Genomic DNA, 26,589 nt, shown 5'->3' on the forward strand with positions numbered 1-26,589 from the left:
AGATTAATATACATATTAAAGGTAAATAACATAAAAATCAAGTATAAATATACTTTTTTATGTATAAAATTAAATAATCTTATAAATATTAGCTTAATAATACACTCATGCTTTTGTTCATATAATCCAAACAAACGTTTACCACATTTTTCAATGCATTTTTGTATCGAAGATGCTTAAGGAGGTACAATTATGAATTATTTCTTCCGAATTGCGCACTATTTGTATGTACACAATAAATATAAAGTACAATATACATATAAATATTTCCTTATGGAGGTGTAATGATATGTTCAGTGAAATCTTGGCTTTAATCAAACAGATTGTTGCTCAATTTATTTCAGGTGGCTTCCAAGAAAAATAATGCATCATAACTATTTTGTTAATTTTTATTTAAACTCAAAGTAAGTCATGGATCTCTCTTTGGCTGTCGATAAAGTTTATTGCTTTATTGACAGTCTTTATTATGTGCAGTTATCGCTATGATTATCTAAGCACGTTCACTATATGTATTTACTATGAAACGGTTCACCTATTTCGTAAAAATTTTAAGAAAAAGAAAAACCAAACGCGCTGCTCACGTTTGGTTACTTTATAGCTATATCGCTTCTTGCTTTTTGACCCTTGCACGTTCTTCAGGTGTTTTTAAAAATCGAGTCATAATTGCACTCGCTACATACAGTCCAAAAATTAAATACATCATGCCTTGAACGCCAATACTATCATAAAATAATGCAACGAGACCTGGCCCAGCGAACACACATAAACCAGCCCCTAAATTTAATATAGCCATCGCTGGCCCTTTGTCGCCATCTTTAACAAGTGATGGTACAAGTGCAGAAATCGGCACAAATCCTGCTAAACACATTCCCCATAAAAATCCGACCGTTCCTACTACAAATACATTACCTGTAAAAAGTTCTGGGACAAAATACAAACCTAATGTAAACACTGCACATCCAATTCCACCAATATATGATATCGTATTTTTCCAACCAATTTTATCACTCAATGCTCCAAATATTAAATTAAATATGATATTTGCTATAAAAATTGTTCCCCATATATTTAACCATGTGGTAGTAGCAATACCCTTTGATGCCAAATATATCGGTAAAAATAATGGAAAAGCATATTGGGCAGCCTGATTGATGATTCGTACAATACATGCCACTGCTACGCGTGGTTCTCTTCTTAAAATTGTAATACCTGCACTCATTTCTTTTAAATGTTCTTTGAAACCATGTCCTTTATCTTCAATTTCAAATTGATCTCTATTTACAAATACTGCCAAGAATGTTCCTATAAGAACCCATACAATCGCAGTCCACAGTGTAAAGAAATGACCGAACAATTGTATAGCCATTGATGAATAGAAAGAACCTAACACACTCAATCCTCCGGTGAATACAAACCAGAACCAACCAACAGCCGCCCCCAACCTTTTTTGTGGAGAGCGATATGCAACCCATACTAAAAATGAATATGCAAATAATGGATAACCAAAACCTCGTATTGCATATGAAGGAATCATCAAGCCATAATTCATTGAAGGAATTGCAAACCCAACAAATATTATGTGACCAATAATATATAATCCTGTCCCTATTAACATCACTTTTCGCGGTCCAATAATTTCAACAAGTACACCCGAAAGCCATGAACCTATTGCAATTGTCACACCATAACAAGTAGTTAAAATTGCTGTTTGTTGCACTGATAAACCGTGATCATGTAAGTATGGGCTGATCCAAGCAAGCTCTAAACCATCGCCCATCATAAATATAAGTACGCCAATATACCCCCATAATAAAGTTGGTGGCATCCCCATCTTAGCCAATTTTCCATTCATACTTAACACACCCCTATGAAATAAATTAGAACTCTCTATATGCTTAATACATTTTAGAAAACGCTTTCATTTATTGATATAATATTATTTCATTTTTTCTAATAATGCAAATTTATTTTCGTTTTGTTTCACTTTTTTTCGTTATATAATTTTCCAGCACGTTTTCATTTCATCTTTCTATCTAAAAGTTTTATATATGACAACGCTACTTAAACAACATATTTTTAGAAATTTGAAATTTATTAAGTATATTTTCACTTTATAAATTCTTAATATTATCATTTTTCTTATTAATTTGATAAAGTACAGTTAAATTACTTAATTATAGTTATGTGCTAAACCTTGGGATGGGATGGGATGAATATATGAAATTTGAAAGTATTACATTATTAACTTCAAACTTTGATGAAACATTACAATTTTATGATGAAACATTGGAATGCCCTGTTCAAGTCATTAATCAAGATACATTTATTGTTCATATTGGGGAAACAGAATTAAAATTTATGAAATCAACAGATTTATCTCAACCATATTATCATTTTGCTATCGATATTCCTTATAATCATTTTTATGATATGAAGCAACACTATCAAAATATATTATTTTTACTTATGGAGGAAGGTAGACATACGGCTTACTTTGAATCATTCGTTGCACACTCAATGTATTTCAATGATCCTTCTGGTAATGTTGTAGAATTGATTGCTAGGGTATCCAACATCACAGATGACCCTGAATTCAGTAGAATAAGTGAGATAGGTTTCGTCTGTAATGATAGCTATGAAGTGTACTGTGCTTTATCACAATATCAGCTAGACACATATGAGCATCGTCCATTTTCTCCTAATGAATTAAATTTCATTGGTGATACACAAGATGAAAGTTATATTTTGCTCACTCCAGAAAATAGAAAATGGTTATTTTCAGAAAAGGTTTCTATCGCTTATCCTATTAAAATTAAAACGCCAGCCTTTAACTTAACTTATGATATAAACGACCAATGGCACTTAACTTCATCCTGAATATATACATAAACGTTCCTTTGTATAATTGCTTAACCTTGTACTTGTGATTTATCACTGACAAATTTCTTTAATGTCTTATCTAATCCATTTCTCGCTTCATCATCATATTCGTATGTGCCATCCTTGTTGGTAAAGATATGTTGATCTAATATAAATCTACCTTTATGAATCGTATCTGCACCTAATTCTTTAATAACTGGATCTAAACTATATTGAATTGCTAATACATGTGCAAATGTTCCACCTAACGCTAAAGGTAACACTGTCTTCCCTCTAAATGCATCACGTGGTAACAAATCTAAATACGTTTTTACAATACCTGAATACGCTGCTTTAAATACAGGTGAAACAATAATGATACCATCTGATTCTGCAATAATTTCATGCGCTTTATTAATTGTTGAATCACTAAAATCAGCTGTAATTAAAGCTTGCGCATTCAATTGGTGCACATGTATCACATTTGTTTCGATATCTACATAATCCAAATAATTTTTAGCATATTCTACCACACCGGTTAAACGAGATTGAATTTTATTTCCCCCTGCAATAATTGCTACTTTTGCCATGACTATACACTCCTCTCTATTTATAAAGCTTACTTAACTTTAGTATTTCCTCTTTTCCGTTAATTAATGATTTATGACTCATCATTTATTCCTTAGTCATAAAATGAAAAGCACACGATTACCTATCTATGGCTATTTCATAAATTGATTTGAAGTTAAATTTTCGTATCGTTACCATTCCAAAATATATTTTGTGTAATTATTCTTTTTTAACAACTATTATACATTATAATAATAAAATTTTTATAATCTTTTTATTCGCAAGCATTTTACTTATCAAAATATTTATTGAGATGTATACTTTATATAGTTTGTTAAAGGAGTGGTATATTATGAGCACATTTTCAAATGAGGAAAAAGTGCAAATCTTATCAGATATTGTAGAAATGAATACAGTAAATGATAATGAAATTGAAGTTTGCGAATACTTCCAAAAATTATTTGCACAACACGGTATCGAGTCAACAATAGATAAAGTAGATGACCGTCGCGCTAACTTAATTGCAGAAATCGGTGAAGGTAGCCCAGTTATAGGTATTTCTGGACATATGGATGTTGTATCAGAAGGTAATCGTGATCAATGGACTTATGATCCATTTAAACTTACTGAAGATAACGGCTACCTATATGGTCGAGGTGCAGCTGATATGAAATCAGGTCTTGCAGCATTTGCAATTGCTTTAATCGAGATTAAAAATTCTAATGCCCTTAAAAAAGGACGCATTAAGTTTTTAGCTACAACTGGTGAAGAAATGGAGCAATTAGGTTCTCAAAGTCTATATGAAAAAGGTTATATGGATGATGTAGACGCACTTGTAATTGCTGAACCATGCCAAGATATGCTTGTCTATGCACACAAAGGTTCTATGGATTATCGCATCAAGTCAACTGGTAGATCTGCACATAGTTCAATGCCTATTCTTGGCGTTAATGCGATCAAACCACTTATTGAGTTTATCCAAGATATTGACGAATCTTATGCCAAAATTTCTAAAGAAGTTAAAGGTGAATCTTTAGATTTCACGAACTTATTACAAAAATTCAGCAGTGCTTTACCATCTTCAATGGATCAAAATGAAATTGAAGACGTACTAAAAGGTTTAGTTATCAGTAACACTTTAATTAAAGGTGGCGTACAGGTGAATTCTGTTCCTGAAGAAGCAGATGCAGACTTCAATATTCGTACAATTCCTGAATACGATAATGATAAAGTGAAAGCTTTATTTGACGAAATGATTGAAAAACACAATAACCAAGGTGCAGACTTAGAAAGTGACTTATACTTAGATTTAGAACCTGTACTTACAACTGGTAAGAACAGCTTAATTGACACAGCCAAAGTCATTGGTGACCGCACATTTAACAAAGATTTACTTGCTGCTCCAATCGGAGGCGTAACAGATGCTTCTAACTTACTTCGCGGTAAAGATGAATCTTTCCCATTCCTAGTATTTGGCCCTGGTAGTGAGCCACACCAAGTGAATGAACGTGTAGAAAAAGACATGTATTTAAAATTCATTGATTTTTACATCGAATTATTAACAACTTATTCTGAAAATCATTCAGTATAGTTATATTTTTAGCTAGATACCAAACTAAAGCAATCTTAAATATCCATGTAATTGATAACATCGAACAGGGTCTCACTTAATCTAAGTGAGACCCTGTTTGATGTTATCATATAGTCGCTATATTTATACTATTGTTGAATCGTTGTACCAACATTTTGACCGCTTTGGAGTTTCTGAATAATATGTGGTTCATTGCCCGCAGCGATTACTACTTTTTGGCATCCTAGCTCAATGGCTTGAATGGCATCTTGTACTTTAGGAATCATTCCACCATAAATCAATTCTTGATCAATGTATTGGTTAATGCGCTCTGCATTTAGTATTGATTGTACTTTATTATCAATCAACACGCCCGGGATATCACTAAGTAGATAAATGGGTGCATTCAAGGCTTGCGCTATTTTATAAGCCAATGTGTCAGCATTGATATTATACAACTGACCACTATCTTGTTTAATGCCTATCGAAGCAATGACAGGTACAAAACTTTCACCCAATACAGAGATGACGTTTGTATCTATATCTACAGGTTCTCCCACGTAACCATATTTTTTATCCAAAGGTTGGATATCAAAAATTTTCGCATCTAAACCATTGATACCGATACTTTGTAATGTTGTTCGGTTTAGTTTACTCACAAGTTCAGGATTCACTTTACCTATTAAAGTCTGACTAGTTACATCGAGTACCTCACTTGTAGTTACTCTTAAGCCATCTTGAAACATTGGATCCACATTTCGTTGTGCCAATGCTTCATTAATAAAAGGACCTCCGCCGTGTACAATAATAGGGTGATAACCTTGTTGTTTTAATGCTGCGATATCTTCAATGGTAGAATCATGCAAATGTGTCAATGTGCTACCACCTATTTTAATTACAATATAACTCATGTCTTACACCCCTTATGTTCTATATGAAGCATTGATACTTACATAATCATATGATAAATCACAGCCATACGCTGCTGCTTCACCATTACCTTGACCGACTGTTGCTTCTATAACGATATTATCTTCTTGCAATTTTGCTTTTAAATCGGCTTCATCAAATGCAACAGACATACCTTCATCAACAACTGATATTTTAGCTAATGTAACAAAGGTCTCGCTTGGTACTATCGAGTCTGAGGCATAACCCATTGCTGCAACGATTCTCCCAAAATTTGCATCTTCTCCATGGATTGCTGTCTTGACCAAACTTGAAGATACGATGCTCTTAGCAATTTTTCTTGCTTCTTCTGTAGTAATCGCGCCTTTAACTTTTGCTGTAACCAATTTAGTAGCACCTTCTCCATCTTTTGCTATAGATTTAGCAAGGTACTGACTTACAAAGTTAAATGCGTGTTCAAATTTATGCCACTCAGGATGTGATGCATCCAATGTAGTATGATTAGCTTGTCCATTAGCCATGCATAAAACCATATCATTCGTACTTGTATCGCCATCTACTGTAATCATATTAAATGACTCATCCACGGATTCTCTCAAACAATCATCAAGTGTGTCGCTTTCAATATTAGCATCTGTCGTAATAAAGCCAAGCATTGTTGCCATATTTGGGTGTATCATTCCTGATCCTTTAGCTGTACCACCAATAGTCACTGTCTTACCTTCAATTTCAACTTGTACTGATAAATGTTTCGTAGCTGTATCAGTAGTAAGAATAGCTTGATTGAAATACTCTCCGTGATTATATTGTTCTTCCATTACATGTTCTGTACCATGCTGAATTTTATCCATCGGCAAGAATGATCCAATCACGCCTGTCGATGCAATACCTACATGTTGTTGCGTTATGTTCAATTGCTTCGCTACCCATGCTTGTGTATCTTTTGCGTCTTGCAAGCCTTTTTCGCCTGTACAAGCATTGGCATTTGCTGAGTTAACTACAATAGCTTGTAACACTTGATTATTTTTAATACAAGCTTCTGTCACTATTAAAGGCGCTGCTTTAAAGCGATTCAATGTATAGACCCCTGCTGCATTTGCCTCAGTCGTAGAATAAATCCAACCAAAGTCTTTTCTTGTTCTTCTTAAACCTGCATGTAAGCCGCCTGCGATGAATCCCAACGGAGAACTTACATCACCTTGTAAATCTATATTTAATTGATCTAATGTATCTATCGTTTCAATGTCTTTCATCCCATCGCTCCTTTGTTTTTATGGATAAACTGGCAACTGTTGTAAACCTGTCGCTTCATTCAATCCATACATTAAGTTTAAATTTTGTATTGCTTGACCACTTGCACCTTTAACTAAATTATCTATGACTGACACAATAATCGCTGTTTGACTTTCTTCATCAACATAGATTCCAATATCACAGTTATTACTGCCATAGACTTCTTTAGTTTTTGGATATTCACCTAAATCTCTGATGCGCACAAACGTTTTATTATCATAGTATTGTTGATATACATCATGTAAGTGTTCAGCCGTCATTTGTTTATTAAGTTTCACATATATTGTTGATAATATACCACGTGTCATTGGTACAAGATGTGGGGTAAACACTACCTTTATCTCTTCATTTGCAAGTCGTGAAATATATTGTTCTATTTCAGGTTTATGTTTATGCTTACCTATTGCATAAGCACTAAAATTTTCATTCATTTCTGCATAATGCACATGCTGAGCAAGTGACCTTCCTGCACCTGAAACCCCAGTTTTTGCATCAATAATAATTGAGTCGTTCTGTATCACTTTATTATCAACGAGTGGGTGTAGGGCAAGCAATGTTGCAGTAGGAAAACACCCTGGATTTGCAATAAGTTGTAAATCCTTTTGATTTGTTGTGCCCCATTCAGCAATACTATAAAATGCTTGGTCTAGATGTTGTTGTGTAGCTGCTGTTTCTCCATAAAACTGTTTATACACATCTCTGTTTGTTAATCTAAAGTCTCCTGACAAGTCGATGACTTTTATATTTTTTTCAATTAACTTAGGGGCGATATGTTTACTAACGTTAGATGGTGTTGCAAAAAATATCACATCGCAAGTAACATCTTCAGTATTTAAATCTTCGTAATGATGTGTTAAATGATTTAAGTGAGGAAAGGTCTTATTGATGGGTTCATCTACCTTTGAATGTGAAAATATATGTTTAATCCTAACTTGAGGATGATGCTCTAATAAACGAATCAATTCGACAGCACCATAACCACTTCCTCCGACGATCCCAACTTCTATCATAACGTTCATTCCTTTCTGAATATTCGGACATTTTTTATTGTTATTTATTACCTTTTTCAAGTACTTCAGTAATGACATTTATGACTTTATTTATTTCTTCTTCACTAATAACAAGTGGCGGTGCAAGTCTTATAATATTTCCTTGTGTTTCTTTACAAAGCACACCTTTTTCAATCATTTCTAAACAATATGGTTGCGCTGATTCGCTAAGTTCGATACCGATAAATAATCCCCTACCTCTCACATCTGTAATGATGTTGCTATCTATGAGTTGTAATTGATTAAGCAACTTTTGTCCCAAATCTGCAGAACGTTCAATCAGATTTTCATCAATGAGTACATCTAATGCTGCAATAGATATTGCACACGCAAGTGGATTGCCTCCAAATGTAGAGCCATGTGTACCAGGTGTTAATACATCCATCACATCATGATTCGCTATAACAGCTGACATCGGATAAAGACCACCGCCCAGCGATTTTCCTAATAAGTATATATCCGGTTCTACGCCTTCCCATTCCATAGCAAACATTTTGCCAGTTCTACCAAGTCCTACTTGAATTTCATCAGCGATAAATAAAATATTATGTTCGTCGCATAGATGACGTACTTCTTCAATAAAGTAATCTGGGGGGATGTTAACGCCACCCTCACCTTGTATAGGTTCAAGAACTACCGCGGCGGTATTATTGTTAATCAATGATTTTAAGTGAGCGACATCACCAAAGTCAATATAGTGAACATTATCTAAAAGCGGCCCAAATCCTTTTTTATAACTCTTTTGCGAAGATAAAGATAAAGCACCTAAAGTACGCCCATGGAAATTACCGTTCATTGCGATAATTTCACTTTTATCATCCGCAATACCTTTAACATCCGAACCCCATTTACGTGCAATTTTAATTGCAGTTTCTATGGCTTCCGTCCCAGTATTCATGGGTAGCACTTTTTCTTTATTAGCTAGTGTGCAAATTTTCTCTTCCCATTTACCTAGATTATCACTATACAATGCTCGTGATACCATGGTGATTTTTTCACTTTGCTCTTGAAACGCTTTTATAATTTTAGGATGACAATGCCCTTGATTGACAACCGAAAAACCTGAAATACAATCAATGTAGCTATTATCTTCAACGTCCCAAACTTTAGCGCCACGTCCTTTTGTCAAAGCCAATTTGAGTGGGCTGTAATTATTCGAACTGTACTGATCTGTTAGTGAAAATAAGTCGTTCATCAAAACCCTCGTTTCTTTATATTTATTCTTAAATTTGAATTAATATTCAAAATAATACACTTTTTTTTACAATTAGTCAAAGGTTAACAATAAAATAAATACTTTGTTTTTATATTAAAAATTGCAAACCTACTGATTTTTTGTTTTAACAAAACGATGTTCATGCCTTTATAGGCTTGGGATAACCTCACTTTTAAAAAATGCATTTATTTTGCATATATTGTATATCATTTTTTGATAATAATTTACAATCTTATTAAATGTAAAAACGAGATATCTACTTTTTAATAAAAAAAGCAAACTGAATCCAACTCAAGTAAGTCCAGTTTGCTTTTATAATTATTTATACTTCACGTCTTTCTTGTGCTTCTAATTTGTCGTTCATATCTTTATTAATTTTCTTCGCACGTTTAAAATAGATGCTTTCAAAGTAACTTGTAGTACCAAGTTTATAAAATATTAATGCTACGATAGCAATCACTATGAAATCGTATGGGTAATGGATCCAGTTCATACCATTAAATTCTTTACTACCAATGAATGATAAAAAGGCCAAAAGAATAAGGTAGAAAATAATCCATAAACTACCACCAATTTGTTTCTTAGTGTTTTTCCAATTCGTTTTATATTCATAGAAGAAATATATTGGCAAACCTAAAATAATAATTAATATGACTTCTGCAGTTGTCGGCCACATCGCCCAATAAATTGCTAATGAAGCTAAAACAAATGAGAACGGCGCCATAAATCTCAGCATATTTGCACGGAATGGTCTATGCATTTTCGGTGCCATTTTACGTAATGATATAACCGTCGTTGGTCCTGTAAGATACGCTACTAAAGTCGCTGTAGAAATTACACTTGCCAATGTAGCCCAATCACGGAACAGTGACACCATTAACATACTTATAATTGCATTAAATATGATAGCTACTCGTGGAATATTATATTTATCATTCATTTTACCTAAGAATTTAGGAATATGACCATTTTTTTCCATTGCACGCAATACACGACCTGTCACTGCTACAAATGATACGCCCGTACCAAACGGCGATACAACTGCTTCTATATAAAGTAAAATTGCCAACCAATTTAAACCTAATAATATTGCCATATCTGCGAATGGTGAATTGAAGTTAATACCGCTCCACCCTTCACCATGAATCATGTCGCTTGGCATAGAAGTAATAAAAGTACTTTGCAACACAATATAGAGTACCGCACTCAAAGTAAGTGAAATCGCTATACCACGTGCAATATTTTTTTCAGGCTTTTGAATTTCTGATCCCATATTAATAATTGTTTGGAAAGCATTAAATGAAAAGATAATGCCTGAAGCTGTTGTCGCAGCAAATATCGGCGCAGAACCATAAGGCATAAATTCGCCTGCTGAGTGTCCGTAATTACCTGTATCAAAACCTGAAATCATTAACATAATAATTGTTAATAAGGGCACACCTAATTTAAAGAATGAAATTAAACTTGTAAATGAAGTCAATAATTTCACTGACCAATAATTTAATAATGAAAATATGATAATGATGACGAATACAGCCAATAACCCTGCATTACTAATTGAACCATCCTTCATTAATCCCGAAGTAAATTTCGCCCAATCCCAAGGCCATGAGCTCATGTATTGTACTGCAGAAACTGCTTCAATTGGAATAATTGTTACCAGCGATACCCAGTTTGCCCAAGCCGCTATAAAACCTAATAAAGAACCGTGTGTATATTGAGCATAATTACTCATACCACCTGATTGTGGAAACATTGTACCTATTTCAACGTAGTTATATGCAATGGAACCAATAACTACAAAACCTATAATCCATGAAATAATTGCAGCTGGTCCAGCAATAGAAGACGCTTCCCAAGCTCCGAATAACCAACCAGAGCCAATAAGCGAACCTAAGCCCAATAATACAAGCTGTGCTAAATTAATTTTTTTACTTTCTTCCTGTTTCCCCATAAAAACTCCTACTGTTCATCTTTTATATTCATATCAAGTTATATGTAAAACTTATACACGCTCTTGTATATGTTGCTATTATACTCGTATTAGAATTCAAGTCAAATCAACATTTATCAGCCGGAACATTGTATAATATCGTATATTTATAACTATTAGAGACGGATACTGCATATAGGTTTTGTGCAATCCATTACCTTTCGCCCCCTTATACAAAGTAGATGAAGCATTTTTTATCAATGTTACTCAATTATTCATAAAAGGTATATTAACTCTAAAGTGGTCTTTTTGATTAAAATACGCACAAACGCTTTTATACCAGTACTTGAAGCGCTATATCACCATTAAAAAAAACGAATTTGTACATCTTTACTATTTAATTGTACTTTTACAATATATGTTATTTTCCAACGTTTTTTTATTATAAAATGCTTAAAAATCATCTCGTTTTAATGTTACTCAAATATTAAAATTTAAATGTTTGCACATTTGTTCAATAGGATTTCACGCTTTTTATCGATTAACTTTGAAAAAATTAAGAAACGTAGTATAAATTTATTTCTCTATACTACGTTTCTTAATATTAATTTTTCTCTATTTCTTTTTCCCACCACAGTGCATCTTCAGGATTTTTTATGACGTCTTCATACTCTTCTTCTGTTTCTACATTTGGGTAGGACCCTCTTAACGATTTGTTTGAAGTAGATTTAAACATTGTAAGGAAAATGATTAGCCCTATAACATTAATAAACATGAGGTAATAAGAAGGTGCAATTTCTTGCCCTGTAGTTTCTACTAAAGTAGAAAGAATAAATGGTGTTAAACCACCAAATATCGCAGCACCAATATTATATACCAGTGATAATGTACGTAATCTGACTTTGGTATGGAACATGCTCGGTAATAACGATGGCATAACCCCTTCAAAAGTAGACATAAACAACGCAATAATAAATAATCCTACTATAACAAGTGGCAAGATTGGTATACTCATTAACCAAAATGCTAATACTGAAAATAAACTGAATCCTGCTAAACCAAAAATAATTGTACGTTTATTGCCGACTTTATCGCTATACCAACCAAAAAAGAACACAGCTGGTATCATTGCAATCATTGTGACAGTACTTAATATTGAACCCATCGTTCCACCTAAGTTTATTGTCTTATTTAAGAAGGATGGCATGAAAGATAGGACCATATAATTAGCGACATTCAAGAAAGCGACACCCGTGAAGCAGACAACCACGTCTTTCCAATAATATTTAAATATATCCAAATATGAATATTCTAACTCTTCTTTTTCTTCTAATGTCGATTCATATGCAGGGCTCTCATCCAGATTTGTACGTAGCAATATACCTACAATACCTAATGGTGCAGCAATGATAAATGGAATTCTCCAACCCCAATCCATCATTTGTTGATCGCTTAATAACGCATACATTAACCCTGCCATAATCGCAGCCATAATATTACCTACAAGGGTTCCTATTTCAAGACCACTACCTAACTTCCCACGTGTCTTATCGGGCGCAGTTTCAGCAATATATGTCATTGCTCCAGCATACTCTCCACCAGTTGAAAAAGACTGAATCATACGGACAACAAGTAATAGAATAGGCGCCCATATACCAATTTGATCTTGTGTCGGCAATAATCCCAACATTAAAGTTGAAGCAGCCATTAATAAAATCGTCGTTGATAATACAATTTTCCGTCCATATCTATCCCCTAAGTGACTGAAAAATATTCCACCAACAGGCCTAACAATAAATGCAAATGCAAACACCGCAAAAGTTGAGACAATTTGCATTTCTTTAGGCAAATTACCAAAGAAATTCGCACTTAAAATTACAGCTAATTGCGCATATAGCCCGAAATCAAACCATTCAATGGCATTACCAATCCCTGTAGCGACTATGCTCTTTTTCGATTGATCTGGATCAACTCGATTCACTTTCTCTTTTTTAAATTTCACAAACAAAAACACCCCTTAATTTTTTCTTATTCATATAACATAGCCTCTGTAATTTTTTATAAACAATTTCAAAAATATATAAACCACTAATATACTTACGTTATATTGGGGGAAATTGTTTTTAACGGCGTGTTATAGAGAGTTAGACAACTTGTAATATTCAGACTTATCTATTTGATATAATAGATATGAAATCTAATATGGAGGTTTTTAATTATGGAACAAATTTACTTTAATCATGACGGCGGTGTAGATGATCTCGTGTCATTATTTCTGTTATTACATATGGAAAATGTAAATCTAATTGGCGTAAGCGCTATTGGGGCAGACAGTTATGTTGAACCAGCAGTAAGCGCTTCTCAAAAAATTATCAACCGTTTTACACAAACACCTGTTCACGTTGCTACTTCTAAGGAACGAGGTAAAAACCCATTTCCTAAAGATTGGAGAATGCACGCCTTTTTTATGGATGCACTACCTATATTAAATGAACCTACTTCTAAGCAATCTAAGTTACTTAAACACCAAGCTTATGAGGATATTATTGAAAAATTACATAATGCTCAAGAACCTGTCACATTACTTTTTACCGGCCCTCTTACAGACTTAGCAAAAGCGATAACAGTTGCGCCTAAAATTGTTTCAAATATCAAACGACTTGTATGGATGGGGGGCACTTTTCTAGAAAGAGGGAATGTAGAGGAACCAGAGCACGATGGTTCAGCAGAATGGAATGCATTTTGGGACCCAGAAGCCGTTCAAGTGATTTTTGATACAAACATAAAAATTGATATGGTGGCTTTAGAAAGTACAAACCAAGTACCTATGACATGGGAGGTAAGACAAGCGTGGGCCAATGAACGTCACTATCCCGGCGTTGATTTTTTAGGCGTCAGTTATGCAGCCGTACCGCCGTTGACACATTTCCAGACCAACTCCACTTATTTTATGTGGGATGTCTTAACAACGGCTTATATTGGTAAACCAGAACTCGTTCAACAACACATGGTCAATGTATCAGTACATACAGATGGCCCAAGTCAAGGTCAAACTTATATTGATCAAATAAATGGTAGACCTGTTTCAGTCGTAGATAATGTGAATCGCGATGATTTCTTTAATTATATAACTAGCTTAGCTAAAAAAATTACATTGTAAATTTGCAAAAATCATCTTATACAATAAAGGTTGGCACTTACCACTAAGCGCCAACCTTTTTACTATATACCCACAAAAAAAGCACCGTATATTATACGGCACTTTTCATTTAATCTTATTATATATTTTATACGTATTTTGTTACCTTTTCAGTAGGTAATCTATATGAATCGTGACCAGGGTTTTTCTCTTTACCGATTGCGATAATCATTACTGGTTCGTAACGTTCTGAATCATAACCAAATGTTTCTGCGATTTGATCGCGTTCAAAACCACCAATTGGATTTGTATCATAACCGTATGCTCTAGCAACAAGCATAAATTGCATTGCTGCTAAACTGCTATCTATTTTAATAATATCGTTCATTTCTGGTTTAGATAAACTTTTATAGTATGGTAATACTTTACCTAGTAATTCATCTTTTACATCTGCTGGCATCATGCCTTGCTCAACAGCGCTATTATATATTTCTTCTCCGTGCTCATAGTTGTGCATATCTCCAAAGATAACTACCATAGCTGATGAACTGTCATTTTGACGTGTATTAAAACGAATTAACGGACGTAATTTATCTTTACCTTCATCACTTTCTACTACTAAGAATCTCCACGGTTGCATATTCACTGATGATGGTGCTTTTGTTGCTTTACGGATCATTTCATCCATTTCTTCTTGTGGTATTTTTACCTGTTCATCAAAAACTTTAACTGATTTTCTATTCATTACTACATCTTCAAAATTATTATTAATCATTATTCAAGTCTCCTTAATCATTTTATACAAAATCAAATTATACTCAATTTATTATAATTTACAAATCATCTGTTTAGGATTGAAATATTTCTACTATTCTGTGAATCATACTTCTATGCGATGATTAAATACACGCTTTTATATCACTACATATAATCTATAATTTTAATACGTCATAAAATTATAGGTTTTTATTTTAGAAATACTTGCTTCATTTATAAAATATGCTTATTCCCATAATATTCATTCAAACTATTATGTACAGCGTATTTCCAAATTTCATCTCATAACTGGTCTGAGGAAGCATATCGCAATTATATGTATAAACACTACAATCATTGCGGAAATGAATATCAAATTATCAATCATGTCTCCTATTAAAGTCATTGGCTTTCTTTATTTATAATCACCTTAGACATTGTTATATTTCTCTCTTGATAACCTAATTTTTGATATAGCAATTTAGCAAAGTTATTCGCATAAACGTTTAATCTAATTTCACTCATATCATGATCTTGAAAAATTTTTTCAACAAAATTCAATAAACTTTCTCCAATTCTTTGGTTTCTATATATATCTATAACATATAATTCATATATAAAACCGTAATCATGTTGAGCGATGTCATCTTTTTTAAAATCTATAAGAATAAATCCTTTCACTTTTCCATCTTCTACAAATATATAATACACCGCGCCTTGATGTACCAACGCTCTAGACATTGATTGCATTGTTTCATCAGTTAAGTTTATTTTAGTGTCCATAGATTCTTTAAATACTTTTGGTATCATACGGTCAATCATAGCTAAATCACTCTGTGTCGCTTTTCTAATTACCATCTATATCACCGCTCACTTTTAGTTATATCTATGAATGACTTTTTATTAAAGTGTTACTTTTAAAGTCACTCATAGAACTTGTTACTATTATGCTTGACCTTGTGCATTTTACTTTTCATAAGATTATATTTTTTACACAAGCCTATAACATTAAGCTTAACAAAGAATTTAACATTGTAAAAAAACAAATTCTATTGAAATTATTATAACTTTTTTATTATTAGATAAATAGTTATAGTATATACTTTTGTTAATTTACTGGATATATTATATATTTATAGTAAAATAAAAGAGTTCAATGATTATTTCACAAAGTGTTGCCAGTTATTTTCTTTGTATTATAATAAACATTATCATCCCCATTAAAGGGTTTATGTTTTATTTAATTCTACTGAAAATGCTACAATGTGGTCTTTAGTATCATATAAAGCTATAAAAACAGAATTTTTACTTTAAATTCGTAACATTTCACACACCACAAATCAATTACTATCACTTTATATTTGATAATGATAGTGAAAATTTGCTACATTCTATTTTATATGTAAATATAAGAAAAATTTAAAAAAAGAGGGAAAACGATGAAGTCTATATCCGTTATAGTTACTTATTACAATTCGGAAGATTATATAGAAAGATGTTTAAGTAGTCTTAAACAACAAAGATTTCAAGATTTTGAGTTAATTTTAGTTAATGATGGGTCAACTGATCAATCTAAAACAATTGCTTCTCACTGTCTACAAGATTGGGATATAACAGTCAAAGAAATCGATTTAGAACAAAATACAGGACACGCACATGCAAGAAACGTCGCTTTAAAAGAAATTGATGCACCTTATTTCATTTTCATTGATTCAGATGATTATTTAGCATCATATGCACTTTCATTCTATATGAAGAAGATCCGTCACTATGATGCACTTATCGCACCAATCCATTCGTTCACTTTAGACATCCCACAATACGTGGATCAAAATTTAGTGAAAGTTGAATTTTTAAAAACAGAAAATAAATCTAATCAATTTTTACGAAAACACTCAGTATGTAATATTGTCTTTAAAACAGCAATTGCACGCGGACATAACTTACAGTTTAGTGAAGATTTAAATGTGTTTATCGATTGGTCATTCGTTTTAGAATTTATCAAATATGCTGATAACTTTGTACGTATCAGTCGATTCCCATTTTATATCAAAGGTGAAATCTATGATCCTTTCTTGAAACCAACGTTATCACAACAAGAATTCAGTATCGTTTTTAGTGATTATGTTTCCAGTTTTGCCGACTCTATTAAACGTGCACCTAATAAAGAAAATAAACGTTTCATAAAAAATAAAATGAGACATTTATATAAATATTCTTTCGAACCTTCTTTAAGAAAAACTGACGAAAGATATGAAAATCATAGTGAATTACTACCAAAAGTTACAAGATCTTTAATATTTAATATTTTCAAAAATGAAAAGCCCTTATTTATTTTAGAATCATTAATGTTGATGTTAAACAAACGTGACACCGCTCATAAAATCAACAAGTTAAGAAAAAATACGAGACTACTAAAAAGTGTCGCACTAGGTAGAAAAAATAAAAATCGTGCGCATTATCAACTTACAGATAGTGAAGATAAAGTAAGTCCTAACACAATAGTATTTGAAGCTTTCGGCGGTAAAAACTACAGTGATAGCCCTAAATATGTTTATGAGTATATGATGAAACATCACCCTAATTATGAGTTTATTTGGGTATTTAAAAAGCCAGGTAATGTTTACCTTCCAGGTCCAGCTAAAAAAGTTAAAAAAGGCTCAGCCGCCTACTATGAAGCTTATTCTAAAGCAAAATACTGGATTGCTAATGCTAGATTACCACTTTATTTAAATAAAAAGCCTAACCAAGTTTATATCCAAACATGGCATGGGACACCTTTAAAACGTTTAGCAAATGATATGAAAGTTATTCGTATGCCAGGAACTACAACAGATAACTACAAACGTAATTTCAGAGAAGAAACGAGTCGTTGGGACTATTTAGTTTCTCCTAATGCTTATTCAACTAAAATATTTGAAACAGCATTTTGGATGCCACCTGAAAAAATACTTGAAGTTGGTTATCCAAGAAATGATTTATTAGTTAATCGTGCCAATGACGAAGCTTATATCCAAGAACTTAAAGAGAGTTTAAACTTGCCACAAGATAAAAAAGTCATCATGTACGCTCCAACGTGGAGAGATGATGAGTTTGTTAAAAAAGGTAAATATTTATTCGATTTAAAAATTGATTTAGACAACTTACAACAAAAATTAGGCGATGAGTATGTTATTTTATTAAGAATGCACTACTTAATCTCTAATGCACTTGATTTAAGAGGATATGAAGACTTTGCTATCGATGTTTCAAACTATAGTGACATCTCTGAATTATATTTAGTCTCAGATTGCTTAATTACCGATTATTCATCTGTCTTCTTTGATTATGGTGTATTAAAACGTCCACAAATATTCTTTGCCTATGATTTAGATAAATATGGCCAAGATTTAAGAGGTTTCTATCTTGATTACAACAACGATTTACCAGGTCCTATTTATCAAGATGCATATAAACTAGCCGAAGATCTTAAAAACTTAGATCAAATCGAAGCTGAATATAAAGATAAAATCGAGCGCTTCTATAATGACTTTTGTGCATTAGAGGACGGAGCATCATCCCGTGCCATTGCTGATATAATTACGCGCAAACAATCTTAATCTCTGTTAAATAACAATTCCAAATGAATTTTTTAAGGGTAGAAAACATAATGTTTTCTACCCTTTTTTAAGTCCCAACTATATGCCCTTATATTTGCTTGATAGTGCGCTCTAAGGTGTACAGTCTCTGTATATTCCAAAGGAGGTTTTTATATGGGAAAATTCAATAGTTTACAAGATAAGGTCGTCGTTATTGCTGGTGGTGCTAAAAATCTAGGGGGATTGCTAAGTCAGTCTTATGCACAAAGCGGTGCGAATATTATTATTCACCATCATGATGAACACAGTCTTGAAGAAGCACAATATACACTTCAACAAGTGAAATCTTTAGGGGGACAAGGCGCCCTTTTTTCAGGTGATTTAACAATTGTAAGCAATATAGAAGCTCTGTTCCAATTTGCAGTAAAAACATTTGGTAAAGTCGATATTGCTATTAATACAGTCGGAAAAGTATTAAAGCAATCTATTTCAGATACAACAGAATCTGATTATAATACGATGCAAGACGTTAATGCTAAACAAGCCTATTTTTTTATAAAGTATGCCGAACAATATATGAATAATCATGGAAAAATAATATCAATTGCTACTTCCTTATTATCAGCATATACTGGGTATTATTCCACCTACGCAGGCGAAAAGGCACCTTTAGAACATTATACACGCGCTGCTTCAAAAGAGTTTATGTCACGTGGTATATCTGTCAATAACGTGGCGCCTGGCCCTATGGATACACCTTTCTTTTATCCACAAGAATCTGATGATGCAGTGACGTTCCATAAATCTCAAGCATTACACAATCAACTCACACAAATAGAAGACATAGTGCCAATTATTAAATTCTTAACTTTAGAAGGTTGGTGGATTAACGGTCAAACATTATTTGCAAATGGCGGCTATACTACAAGATAAATGGAGGTTTTATGATGCAATATTTCGTTGCAAACTTTTCAAATCTAGAAACTCAACTAAGTATTATTGACGATAACAACAAGACTATCGATCAGCAAACCGTACAAATCGCAACAGAAAATTACGTAAAAGATTTAGCACATTATCTTATCGAACTATCACACCAAAACAATTTATATCATGATGATATTAAAGGGATTGGTTTATGCATAACTGATGTTAAATTAATTCATTATGATAATAAAGCAAGGCTCATTGAAGCGCTAGAAAATACTTTCGGCTTTAAAGCCATCATTAATACACATCACGAAACACTCATTAATCAATTAACCAAGTTAAACTAAATTAAAATATGTAGACATTATATAAAACTTCTAGTCTGTCACATATTCATTAAATTAGGAGATTTTCTATATGAATGTTAAAACTGCAGCACAACAAATTGGTATAAGCGCACATACAATCAGATATTATGATAAATCTGGGTTATTTCCTTTCGTAGAACGCGACAGCAATGGTTATAGAGACTTCAAATCTGAAGACTTATACTGGATTGAGTTTATCAAATGTATGCGGCAAACGCATATGCCCATTGCTCAAATTAAAGTAATTGCTGAACTTTATCACCAAGGACCATCTACAATTGAAAAAAGAAAAGCAATTTTTACAGAACATCAAAACAATTTATTAGAGCAAAAAGCGCTCATTGATGAAGGATTAAAAACATTAGAAAATAAATTCAAATTATTGGAACAAGAATAAAGCATTTGTAAACAAAAAAGTAACCGTTAGCCTTGTGATAAGGCCAGCGGTTACTTTTTGTTTACATTTTATTTAATTGTACCTGCATTTTTATCATGTACACCATGACGATAATAATCAACATACTCAGGTTCTAAAGGTTTCTTACCTCTAATGATGTCTGCTGCTCTTTCAGCCATCATTAAGACTGGAGAGTGAATATTACCATTTGTAGTACGAGGCATTACAGAAGCATCTACAACACGTAGATTTTCCATACCGTGTACTTTGAATGTATCTGGATCTACAACTGACATTTCATCAGATTTAGGTCCCATTTTACAGCTACATGATGGATGTAATGCTGTTTCACCGTCACGTTTAACCCATTCAATAATCTCATCATCTGTTTGTACTTCAGGTCCTGGTGAAATTTCCCCACCATTGAATGGATCTAAAGATTTTTGGTTCAAGATATTTCTTGCTACTTTTATAGCTTCTACCCATTCACGTTTATCTTCTTCTGTTGATAAATAGTTAAATACGAAGTCTGGTTTAACAAACGGATCTTTAGATTTAATTTTTAGGTGTCCGCGAGAATTAGAATACATTGGCCCTACATGCACTTGATAACCATGTGCAGTTGGTGCTTTTGTACCATCATATCTTACAGCAATTGGTAAGAAGTGGAACATTAAGTTTGGATAATCTACTTCATCATTTGAACGAACGAACCCGCCACCCTCAAAGTGGTTTGAGGCAGCTGCGCCCTTACGTCCTAAAATCCATTGCAAACCAATGAATGGCATTTTAAGTTTATTTAAACTCGGTTGTAACGAAACTGGTTCTTTACATGCATGTTGCACATAAACTTCTAAATGGTCTTCAAAGTTTTCACCAACACCTGGTAAGTGTAAACGAGGTTCAATACCTAATGAACGTAAATGTTCTGAATCACCGATACCTGATAATTGTAATAATTGAGGTGAGTTAATTGCTCCACCTGATAAAATAACTTCTTTTGCACTTACAGTATGCTCTTTGCCATTTTTCTTAAATGTAACACCTGTTACTTTATTACCTTCGAAGTTTAATTTAGTTACAAATGCACGCGTTTGTACTTCCAAATTTTTTCGTTTCATAGCTGGGTGTAAATAAGCTCTAGAAGCTGAAACACGACGTCCATTATGTACTTGGCTATCGAATGGTCCAAATCCTTCTTGACGGAAACCATTTACATCTGGCGTTTTATTATATCCAGCGTCCACTCCTGCATTGAAGAATGCTTGGAATAATGGGTTTGTAGCAGGACCACGTCTTAATTTAATTGGACCATGGTGCCCACGATATTCATCATCTTTATTAGAACCAAATGTTGTCTCTAAACGTTTGAAATATGGTAAACAATGTGCAAAGTCCCAATGCTCCATACCTTTTGGTTTAGCCCATTTTTCATAGTCCATAGGATTACCTCTTTGATAAATCATACCGTTGATTGAACTTGAACCACCTAATACTTTACCACGTGCATGGCCTACTTTACGTCCATCCATATGTGGTTCTGCATTTGTTTCATAAATCCAATCGTATAGTTTGTTACCTGCTGGATACATTAACGCTGCTGGCATTTGAATTAATAAATCCCACGGATAGTCACTTCGTCCTGCTTCCAATACAAGCACATTATTTGAAGCATCTTCACTTATTCTGCCACCTAATACTGAACCAGCGCTACCCCCACCAATGATAATATAATCATAAGATTGTCTCATTTATATATTGCCTCCTGAATTTTAATTGTGTTGTTTATATGAATAAAGCTTAATTTAAATAATTGTCGCTTACTTACTGCCGAACCAGTTCACTGGTTCTGGATTCGTATTACGTAGAATATGTTTTTCTACTTGATATTCTGCTAAACCTTCTCTACCAAGTTCTCTACCAATACCTGATTGTTTATAACCACCCCATGGTGCTTGTGCAAAGTATGGGTGGAAGTCATTAATCCAAACTGTCCCCATTCTCAATTTATTAACAACACGCTCTGCTTTGTTAATATCATTAGTAAATAGTCCGCCAGCTAAGCCATAAATTGAGTCATTTGCAAGTTCAATTGCCTCTTCTTCTGTTGAGAAGCCTTCAATTGTAACAACAGGCCCGAATACTTCTTCTTGTACAATACGCATTGAAGTATCACAATCTGTAATAACTGTTGGTTCAAAGAAGAAACCATCTTGTAAATCTTCACGTTCAGGACGTTTACCACCTATAGCGATAGTCGCATTTTCAGATTTAGCAACTTCCATATATTTTTCTATTTTTTCTCTATGTTCTGCTGAGATGACTGGTCCCATTTCAGTTTCAGGATCAAAACCATCACCTAATTTAATACGTTTAATTCTTTCTATTAAAGCAGCTTCAAATTTATCTTTAATATCGTTATGGACGATAATTCTTGCGCCTGCAGAACAAACTTGACCTGCATGGAAGAAACCGCCATTTAATGCTTGATCAACTGCAAGTTCAAAATCTGCATCATCAAAAATAATGTTAGGGTTTTTACCACCTAATTCTAATGCAACATTTGTAACGTGATTAGCTGCTTGTTTCATGATGTGTTTACCTGTTTCAATACCACCTGTAAACGAAACTAAGTCAACATCTTTATGTGACGATAATGGTTCACCAACTTCAGAACCTTTACCTAATACTAAGTTAATTACACCTTGAGGAAATCCAACTTCTTCCATCAATTCAAATACACGAATTGTTGTTAATGGTGTGATTTCACTTGGTTTCATAACCAATGAACACCCTGTAACTAAAGCTGGAGCGATTTTCCATGATGCTTGTAGTAAAGGATAATTCCACGGTGTAATTTGTGTTGCCACGCCTACCGGTTCTTTCACAATTTTACTGTCCGTATTTGGAATCGGTGAATCTATAATTTCTCCACCATCTTTATCGGCTAAACCAGCAAAGTAGTTAAATACATTCGCAATGTCGTCCATATCGGCATATGATTCTTCTAATGTTTTACCAGTATCTAAAGTTTCAAGTCTAGCAAGCTCTTCACGATGCGTTACGATTAAATCAGCGATTGCTTTGACTTTTTTACCTCTATTTTCGCTCGTTTCTTGTGCCCATTCACCTTTATTAAAAGCTTTTTTAGCTGCAACAATTGCACGTTCGCTATCTTCTGAAGTACCTTCAGCTACTTCAAAAATAACTTCTTGATTATATGGATTAATAATTTTTCTTGTTTCTTTATTAGAGCTATCTACCCACTCACCATCAATATATTGACGACGAGATAAATTTTTTACAAGTTCCATTAAAATTACCTCCGTTAAGTTTGTTAAATTTTTATTTAACGAATTTTATAGATTTTATGTTAGCATAGTAAACGAAAGGGTGTCAAACGAGTTTAAATAGAAAATGGTTAGTTTCCTCGCTATTAAGGCAAATTAGCCTAATATTTTAAATTTGTATTTTTTAAAATAATATGTCGGAGGTGTACATTTTGGTACATTCAAACAACCCTGATCACCAATTAAATGAAGCAAAAGACATCGTTATTAACGCAATTGGAGAAACGATGGATCTCTATGGAATTAACCGTAGTGTAGGAAATTTATACGGCACAATGCTCTTTGAAGGTAGTATGACGTTAGATGAAATGCGCGAACAACTTCAAATGAGTAAGCCAAGTATGAGCGCTGGCGTTAAAAGGCTTCAAGAATTTGATATTGTTAAACAGCAATTTACACGTGGTAGTCGAAAACAACATTTTACCGCCGAAAAAAACTTTTTCAATTTCTTCAGTAATTTCTTCACACGTAAATGGCATAGAGAGATTGTTATCAATTCTGAAGCCGTACATGATTCCGTTGCATTACTTGATGACCTTATCAACGATAAAAATGTCGATGAGCCTACAAAACAAGAAGCTCATGAAATCAAACAGCAGTTAATCGATACTTTACCGTATTACGAATGGCTAGAAAATTTGAGTCATGCAATCGAAAGTGGAGAAATATTCGAATACTTTCCAATACCCGAAAAGAAAGTTAAATAATAATTGCTAAAGCACTAAGAAAGTTTAATTTCTTAGTGCTTTTTTTATTTATCTCTAAAAAAATAAAAGAAACTGCCAACTTAAGCTGGCAGTTTCTTTACTTACATCTATAAATTATCGTCTTCTTTTTTCTCTCTTACTTGTATCATTCTAAGTGAACGTCTTTCCACTTCTTTAAATTTATCTGCACGTCTCTCAAGTTTCAGACGATCACCCTCTAATGTTCGTATAAACGATATCATCATGATAACAAATACCACAATTAAAGGAACACTCGCTAAAAGTGATGCTGTCTTCAAGACGTCTAATGCATTTTGTCCTCCAACTAACATCAATGAATAAGGTAATAAACTTAATGCAAATGCCCAGAATAATCTATTAGCACGTACCGGTTCACCTATTACTTGTTTTTGAGTTGCTGCCGCTAAAATATAAGAAGCAGAATCAAAAGTAGTAACTAGGAATAAGAAAGCTGCTATAACAAATAATACAACAATCAGATTTGGAAATGGTAGTTGATGCATAACTTCAATAATTGTTGATTCTGCACTATGTGAATTCAAGAAATTAATAACATTAAATTGTCCTGAAATTTGCAAATACACTGCATAGTTTCCAAAAATACCAAAGAACATCAAGCAACCTAATGTCCCATAACCAATTGTCCCTAAAATAACTTCTTTTAGAGTACGTCCCTTTGAAATACGGGCAATAAACAAACCAATAAATGGCGCATAAACAATCCACCAAGACCAATAAAATATAGTCCATTGTTGAGGGAAATTCGTATCTTTTCGTCCACCAATGCCCCCAAAAGGTTCAAGCCATGTTGCCATTTGGAAGAAATTCTTCAACATATCACCGAATGCAGTAACTGTTGTTTCCATAATAAATACTGTTGGTCCCACTATAAATACAAATGCTAACAACAGTAACGAAATCCATACATTGACGTCACTTAAGACTTGTATACCCTTTTTAAGCCCTGTATAAGAACTTATGGCAAAGACTAATGTGATTAATAATAGAATAATTGTGCGCATCCACATATTATGCCCATCAATACCTGTTAAACGCTCAATAGCTGCTGAAATCAAAGGTACACCTAGTCCCAATGAAGTTGCTGCCCCACATAATAAGGCCAAAATAAACACGATATCTACAACTTTACCTAAAAACTTATCTGTTTGTCCTTTTAAAATTGGTCGACAAGCTTGGCTAATTTTAAATATCGGTTTCTTTTTAACAAATACTAAATAACCGATTGGCAATGCAGGTAACACGTATATTGCCCATGCAATTGGTCCCCAATGGAACATGCCATACATTGTTGCATACTCTAATGCATGATCTGTCATGCCTTTGCCACCATGTGGTGGTGTTTGATAATAATATGCCCATTCGATAACACCCCAGTATAAAATATCTGAGCCAATACCCGCACAGAACAACATTGAAGCCCAACTAAAATCATTAAATTCAGGCTTATCTGTAGCTTTACCTAATGTGACATTTCCGTACTTACCAAATGCTATGTAAAGTACAAATCCAAAAATTACTAATCCAAGTAATAAATATACTGAGCCAAGAGAATTTGACACGGCTTTATTCAACCCGGTAATTACTTCTTGACTTGCTTTAGGAAACACGAGCATTGGCACAACAGCAAATAATAATACAATTACTGTGCCTATAAACGTCGGCCAATCCATAACTTTATTGTTTTTCACTTTTGAGCACTCCTCATAAATTGAATATTATGTAAAAATTTGTCTTATAATCTTCGTTCCTATAAACAAATCATTTAGTTATTCACAAACATGAGCCTAACGAACTTTAAATAATAATGCAACTTGCATTCAAATTTATCATCTTAAAAAGATGAATAATTATATAATCATATTAATTTATCATCTTAAGAAAATTGCCACAATCACAGTATTAAGTTTAAATTTAACGAATTGA

21 protein-coding genes are annotated in these 26,589 nt (G+C 33.3%); 8 read left to right on the forward strand and 13 right to left on the reverse strand.

Annotated elements, in window-relative coordinates; genetic code table 11:
• Positions 1 to 598 precede the first annotated feature (598 nt).
• Complete coding sequence (locus BK821_RS02230; protein WP_046837538.1) at positions 599 to 1,852, reverse strand: MFS transporter; 1,254 nt, start codon at positions 1,850 to 1,852, stop codon at positions 599 to 601.
• A 365-nt stretch (positions 1,853 to 2,217) separates the two neighbouring features.
• Between BK821_RS02230 and BK821_RS02235 the strand changes: the two genes are divergently transcribed.
• On the forward strand, positions 2,218 to 2,877 hold the full coding sequence (locus BK821_RS02235) for a hypothetical protein (protein ID WP_046837537.1): 660 nt from the start codon (positions 2,218 to 2,220) through the stop codon (positions 2,875 to 2,877).
• Between the two features lie 32 nt (positions 2,878 to 2,909).
• Here the strand turns inward: BK821_RS02235 and ssuE are convergent, their stop codons facing one another.
• Positions 2,910 to 3,449 carry an NADPH-dependent FMN reductase gene (gene ssuE, locus BK821_RS02240; protein WP_046837536.1) on the reverse strand — a complete coding sequence of 180 codons (540 nt, stop codon included), beginning with the start codon at positions 3,447 to 3,449 and terminating at the stop codon, positions 2,910 to 2,912.
• A 332-nt stretch (positions 3,450 to 3,781) separates the two neighbouring features.
• Here ssuE and BK821_RS02245 point away from each other — a divergent pair, with 332 nt between their 5' ends.
• On the forward strand, positions 3,782 to 5,020 hold the full coding sequence (locus tag BK821_RS02245) for an ArgE/DapE family deacylase (protein ID WP_046837535.1): 1,239 nt from the start codon (positions 3,782 to 3,784) through the stop codon (positions 5,018 to 5,020).
• A 128-nt stretch (positions 5,021 to 5,148) separates the two neighbouring features.
• Here the strand turns inward: BK821_RS02245 and argB are convergent, their stop codons facing one another.
• From argB to BK821_RS02275, 6 genes are all read right to left on the reverse strand, one after another.
• Complete coding sequence (gene argB / locus BK821_RS02250; RefSeq protein WP_046837534.1) at positions 5,149 to 5,910, reverse strand: acetylglutamate kinase; 762 nt, start codon at positions 5,908 to 5,910, stop codon at positions 5,149 to 5,151.
• A gap of 12 nt (positions 5,911 to 5,922) precedes the next feature.
• Positions 5,923 to 7,161, reverse strand: a complete 1,239-nt coding sequence (argJ, locus tag BK821_RS02255; RefSeq protein WP_071331087.1) for a bifunctional glutamate N-acetyltransferase/amino-acid acetyltransferase ArgJ — start codon at positions 7,159 to 7,161, stop codon at positions 5,923 to 5,925.
• Positions 7,162 to 7,179: 18 nt separating this feature from the next.
• Positions 7,180 to 8,211: an N-acetyl-gamma-glutamyl-phosphate reductase gene (gene argC, locus BK821_RS02260; protein WP_071331088.1), complete on the reverse strand. Its 1,032-nt coding sequence runs from the start codon at positions 8,209 to 8,211 to the stop codon at positions 7,180 to 7,182.
• A 40-nt stretch (positions 8,212 to 8,251) separates the two neighbouring features.
• Positions 8,252 to 9,445 carry an ornithine--oxo-acid transaminase gene (gene rocD, locus BK821_RS02265; RefSeq protein WP_071331089.1) on the reverse strand — a complete coding sequence of 398 codons (1,194 nt, stop codon included), beginning with the start codon at positions 9,443 to 9,445 and terminating at the stop codon, positions 8,252 to 8,254.
• A 343-nt stretch (positions 9,446 to 9,788) separates the two neighbouring features.
• The gene (locus BK821_RS02270) at positions 9,789 to 11,420 is read right to left on the reverse strand and encodes an APC family permease (RefSeq protein WP_071331090.1); all 1,632 of its coding nucleotides are present in this window, start codon (positions 11,418 to 11,420) and stop codon (positions 9,789 to 9,791) included.
• Positions 11,421 to 12,003: 583 nt separating this feature from the next.
• Entirely contained in the window at positions 12,004 to 13,401 is a 1,398-nt protein-coding gene (locus BK821_RS02275) for an MFS transporter (protein ID WP_071331091.1), read from the reverse strand.
• A gap of 216 nt (positions 13,402 to 13,617) precedes the next feature.
• On the opposite strand from BK821_RS02275, the gene BK821_RS02280 reads away from it, so the two are divergent.
• Positions 13,618 to 14,559 (forward strand): nucleoside hydrolase, encoded by a 942-nt coding sequence (locus BK821_RS02280; RefSeq protein WP_046837528.1) that lies wholly within the window; start codon positions 13,618 to 13,620, stop codon positions 14,557 to 14,559.
• 127 nt (positions 14,560 to 14,686) lie between these two features.
• Here the strand turns inward: BK821_RS02280 and BK821_RS02285 are convergent, their stop codons facing one another.
• Both BK821_RS02285 and BK821_RS02290 read right to left on the reverse strand, forming a co-directional pair.
• Positions 14,687 to 15,313, reverse strand: a complete 627-nt coding sequence (locus BK821_RS02285; RefSeq protein WP_046837527.1) for a nitroreductase family protein — start codon at positions 15,311 to 15,313, stop codon at positions 14,687 to 14,689.
• A gap of 383 nt (positions 15,314 to 15,696) precedes the next feature.
• Positions 15,697 to 16,152 (reverse strand): GNAT family N-acetyltransferase, encoded by a 456-nt coding sequence (locus BK821_RS02290; protein ID WP_046837526.1) that lies wholly within the window; start codon positions 16,150 to 16,152, stop codon positions 15,697 to 15,699.
• Between the two features lie 581 nt (positions 16,153 to 16,733).
• Between BK821_RS02290 and BK821_RS13160 the strand changes: the two genes are divergently transcribed.
• From BK821_RS13160 to BK821_RS02310, 4 genes are all read left to right on the forward strand, one after another.
• Positions 16,734 to 18,893 (forward strand): bifunctional glycosyltransferase/CDP-glycerol:glycerophosphate glycerophosphotransferase, encoded by a 2,160-nt coding sequence (locus tag BK821_RS13160; RefSeq protein WP_083390146.1) that lies wholly within the window; start codon positions 16,734 to 16,736, stop codon positions 18,891 to 18,893.
• A gap of 153 nt (positions 18,894 to 19,046) precedes the next feature.
• Positions 19,047 to 19,805 carry an SDR family oxidoreductase gene (locus BK821_RS02300; protein WP_046837524.1) on the forward strand — a complete coding sequence of 253 codons (759 nt, stop codon included), beginning with the start codon at positions 19,047 to 19,049 and terminating at the stop codon, positions 19,803 to 19,805.
• A gap of 14 nt (positions 19,806 to 19,819) precedes the next feature.
• A complete protein-coding gene (locus BK821_RS02305; protein ID WP_046837523.1) occupies positions 19,820 to 20,149 on the forward strand; it encodes a hypothetical protein in 330 nt (109 codons plus the stop codon).
• A 70-nt stretch (positions 20,150 to 20,219) separates the two neighbouring features.
• Complete coding sequence (locus tag BK821_RS02310) at positions 20,220 to 20,567, forward strand: MerR family transcriptional regulator (RefSeq protein WP_046837522.1); 348 nt, start codon at positions 20,220 to 20,222, stop codon at positions 20,565 to 20,567.
• A gap of 68 nt (positions 20,568 to 20,635) precedes the next feature.
• On the opposite strand, the gene betA is transcribed toward BK821_RS02310, so the two are convergent.
• Positions 20,636 to 22,318, reverse strand: coding sequence for a choline dehydrogenase (gene betA, locus BK821_RS02315; protein ID WP_046837521.1), 1,683 nt, complete (start codon positions 22,316 to 22,318; stop codon positions 20,636 to 20,638).
• 69 nt (positions 22,319 to 22,387) lie between these two features.
• Positions 22,388 to 23,881, reverse strand: coding sequence for a betaine-aldehyde dehydrogenase (gene betB / locus BK821_RS02320; RefSeq protein WP_046837520.1), 1,494 nt, complete (start codon positions 23,879 to 23,881; stop codon positions 22,388 to 22,390).
• A 188-nt stretch (positions 23,882 to 24,069) separates the two neighbouring features.
• On the opposite strand from betB, the gene cudC reads away from it, so the two are divergent.
• Complete coding sequence (gene cudC, locus BK821_RS02325) at positions 24,070 to 24,624, forward strand: choline uptake/conversion transcriptional regulator CudC (RefSeq protein ID WP_046837519.1); 555 nt, start codon at positions 24,070 to 24,072, stop codon at positions 24,622 to 24,624.
• Positions 24,625 to 24,731: 107 nt separating this feature from the next.
• Here the strand turns inward: cudC and BK821_RS02330 are convergent, their stop codons facing one another.
• Entirely contained in the window at positions 24,732 to 26,354 is a 1,623-nt protein-coding gene (locus tag BK821_RS02330) for a BCCT family transporter (RefSeq protein ID WP_071331092.1), read from the reverse strand.
• Positions 26,355 to 26,589 lie beyond the last annotated feature (235 nt).

Origin of the sequence: Staphylococcus sp. LCT-H4, assembly GCF_001866145.1 — a bacterium.
GTDB classification, from domain to species: Bacteria; Bacillota; Bacilli; order Staphylococcales; family Staphylococcaceae; genus Staphylococcus; species Staphylococcus succinus.

What these genes read in the sequence shown, in the direction of transcription:
- BK821_RS02285 (WP_046837527.1), bottom strand. Translation starts at nt 15,313, where the DNA reads ATGATTAATAATAATTTTGAAGATGTAGTAATGAATAGAAAATCAGTT.
- BK821_RS02290 (WP_046837526.1), bottom strand. Translation starts at nt 16,152, where the DNA reads ATGGTAATTAGAAAAGCGACACAGAGTGATTTAGCTATGATTGACCGT.
- BK821_RS02280 (WP_046837528.1), top strand. Translation starts at nt 13,618, where the DNA reads ATGGAACAAATTTACTTTAATCATGACGGCGGTGTAGATGATCTCGTG.
- BK821_RS02270 (WP_071331090.1), bottom strand. Translation starts at nt 11,420, where the DNA reads ATGGGGAAACAGGAAGAAAGTAAAAAAATTAATTTAGCACAGCTTGTA.
- BK821_RS02245 (WP_046837535.1), top strand. Translation starts at nt 3,782, where the DNA reads ATGAGCACATTTTCAAATGAGGAAAAAGTGCAAATCTTATCAGATATT.
- argJ (WP_071331087.1), bottom strand. Translation starts at nt 7,161, where the DNA reads ATGAAAGACATTGAAACGATAGATACATTAGATCAATTAAATATAGAT.
- ssuE (WP_046837536.1), bottom strand. Translation starts at nt 3,449, where the DNA reads ATGGCAAAAGTAGCAATTATTGCAGGGGGAAATAAAATTCAATCTCGT.
- argC (WP_071331088.1), bottom strand. Translation starts at nt 8,211, where the DNA reads ATGATAGAAGTTGGGATCGTCGGAGGAAGTGGTTATGGTGCTGTCGAA.
- argB (WP_046837534.1), bottom strand. Translation starts at nt 5,910, where the DNA reads ATGAGTTATATTGTAATTAAAATAGGTGGTAGCACATTGACACATTTG.
- betA (WP_046837521.1), bottom strand. Translation starts at nt 22,318, where the DNA reads ATGAGACAATCTTATGATTATATTATCATTGGTGGGGGTAGCGCTGGT.
- rocD (WP_071331089.1), bottom strand. Translation starts at nt 9,445, where the DNA reads ATGAACGACTTATTTTCACTAACAGATCAGTACAGTTCGAATAATTAC.
- BK821_RS13160 (WP_083390146.1), top strand. Translation starts at nt 16,734, where the DNA reads ATGAAGTCTATATCCGTTATAGTTACTTATTACAATTCGGAAGATTAT.
- BK821_RS02305 (WP_046837523.1), top strand. Translation starts at nt 19,820, where the DNA reads ATGCAATATTTCGTTGCAAACTTTTCAAATCTAGAAACTCAACTAAGT.
- BK821_RS02300 (WP_046837524.1), top strand. Translation starts at nt 19,047, where the DNA reads ATGGGAAAATTCAATAGTTTACAAGATAAGGTCGTCGTTATTGCTGGT.
- betB (WP_046837520.1), bottom strand. Translation starts at nt 23,881, where the DNA reads ATGGAACTTGTAAAAAATTTATCTCGTCGTCAATATATTGATGGTGAG.
- BK821_RS02230 (WP_046837538.1), bottom strand. Translation starts at nt 1,852, where the DNA reads ATGAATGGAAAATTGGCTAAGATGGGGATGCCACCAACTTTATTATGG.
- BK821_RS02310 (WP_046837522.1), top strand. Translation starts at nt 20,220, where the DNA reads ATGAATGTTAAAACTGCAGCACAACAAATTGGTATAAGCGCACATACA.
- BK821_RS02235 (WP_046837537.1), top strand. Translation starts at nt 2,218, where the DNA reads ATGAAATTTGAAAGTATTACATTATTAACTTCAAACTTTGATGAAACA.